Raw genomic sequence first — 2,023 nt, forward strand, 5'->3', positions numbered from 1 at the left:
AGAACCAAGTCGGCATCACTGCCCACCCTGATCGCACCCTTGCGAGGATAGAGACCGAATGCCTTCGCGACAGCGGTCGAAAGAAGATTCACCACCTGTTGCACCCCGATTCTTCCACTGTTGGCAGCAAAGGAGTAGACAAGACTCAGCAGCTCTTCGGTTCCAGGGATGCCGGGCAGGATGGTTCGGCAATCATCACTTGCCATTTTCTGCTGTACAGTGAATGAGCAGTGGTCGGTGGCAATAATCTGTATTTCACCATTGAGCACCGCTTCCTGCAGGGCCTCATTGTCCTCAACGCCTCTCAGGGGGGGAGTCATGACATACAGGGCCCCATCAGGTCCTTCAAGCTTTGATTTATTCAGGAACAGATAGTGGGGGGTGGTCTCCACAATCACCCTCAATCCTTTCGCCCTGAGTTCGCGCACCTTCTGCAGTCCCGCCTTGCTGGAAAGGTGCACCACATACAAAGGCATATCCAGCTCCAAGGCAACTCTGCCTACCGTGTCAATGCCACGGGCTTCCGCTTCGCTGGGTCTAAGCAGGGCGTGGGCGGGTGGATTGTAGTCTCCAGTGTACTCCGCTTCAACCTTTTGAATGGTTGCATCGTCTTCACAATGGACACTCACCAAAAGGTCAAGCTTCTTGCACAGGGAGAAAATCGCCTTCAGTTCCTCACGTTTTTCCACCAGGTACCCTACATTGCGGTAGGTGGTAAACATCTTGATTACTTTCACCCCGGTCTTTTTCAAGCCTGCAAGCTCTTCCTCAAGCCCCTCACGATAGGAGTAAAGGCCTTGATGCAGGGAAAAGTCTACCGCCATTTGCGCCTGCATGGCACTGATGCGCTCTTGTGCACAGGAGGCAAGATTCCCCTTCTTGTCGTCATCAGCGAAATCAATGACGCACGTCACCCCTCCGTAGGCTGCACAACGGCTGCCTTCTACGAAGGAGTCGGCGGTAACCGTACCCCGGCTTACCAAGTGGAAATGGGTATGGGCATCGATGATTCCCGGCAACACACACAAGCCTTCGGCGTGTATGATTTCAGTTCCCTCAGGAACCTCCGAAGCTTCAATCGATGCAGCGATACGCACTATTTTCGAATCTTCCACCAAGATGTCTGCATGCCTGGTCCATTCTGTATCAACAAGCAGTCCGTTTTGAATCAGTAGTCTCTTCATACCTAAAGGATACTCCACGAATGAAGAGTCTGCAAAGTAAAAAGTGAAGGCCGATCAATATCGAAGATCAGGCTGCTTGACAGCCCTCACCTCGTCGAGTCTTCCCACAACGGTGGTATGGGGGGCTGTCTTGAGGCTTTCAGGGTCCGTCTTTGCACGCTCTGCAATCGCCAGCAGGGTATCGACAAATGCGTCCAAGGTCTCCAGGCTCTCGCTCTCCGTCGGTTCGATCATCAAGGCTTCACTTACCAGCGAAGGGAAGTACATCGTAGGCGGATGATAGCCCTCATCAATCAAGGCTTTTGCCACGTCCTGGGCCGAGACCCCGTACTGCTCTTTCAGATGCGCACAGCTGAGTACGAACTCATGCATGCACCGTTTCCCATAGGGAATCGGAAAAGCCGGCTCAAGCCGGGCCGCCACATAATTGGCATTGAGCACTGCATGCCTGGCAGCCGCCCTGATGCCTTCGCTGCCCATCCTGAGGATATACACATACGCTCTCAGAAGTACCAGGAAGTTTCCCCAGAACAGGCTGACCTTGCCGATCGAATCCTCTTCATCCCAACGATAGACATACCCGCTGTCGGTCAATTCGATATCTGGTTTCGGCAAAAACGGGCGCAGAGCATCACTACACATCACCGGTCCGCTGCCCGGCCCGCCACCTCCATGCGGAGTGGAAAAGGTCTTGTGCAAATTGAGATGAATTACATCAAAACCCATCTCTCCCGGGGTGGCCATACCCATGATTGCATTCAGGTTCGCCCCATCATAGTACAACAAGGCTCCGCTTGCGTGGACCATTTCCGATATCTTCAGGATGTTCTTCTCAAACA

1 protein-coding gene and 1 pseudogene are annotated in these 2,023 nt (G+C 53.2%); both read right to left on the bottom strand.

The genetic code is table 11. The features are described from left to right. Positions 1–1,184, bottom strand: a 1,184-nt coding sequence (locus tag B3F49_RS03140; RefSeq protein ID WP_293908936.1) for an amidohydrolase family protein, incomplete at its 3' end; no start/stop codon positions are given. Between the two features lie 54 nt (positions 1,185–1,238). Then, positions 1,239–2,023, bottom strand: a pseudogene (locus B3F49_RS03145) (aminomethyl-transferring glycine dehydrogenase subunit GcvPB); the annotation flags it as partial.

The sequence above is a fragment of the Sphaerochaeta sp. UBA5836 genome, assembly GCF_002432845.1.
In the GTDB taxonomy this organism is placed as follows: domain Bacteria; phylum Spirochaetota; class Spirochaetia; order Sphaerochaetales; family Sphaerochaetaceae; genus Sphaerochaeta.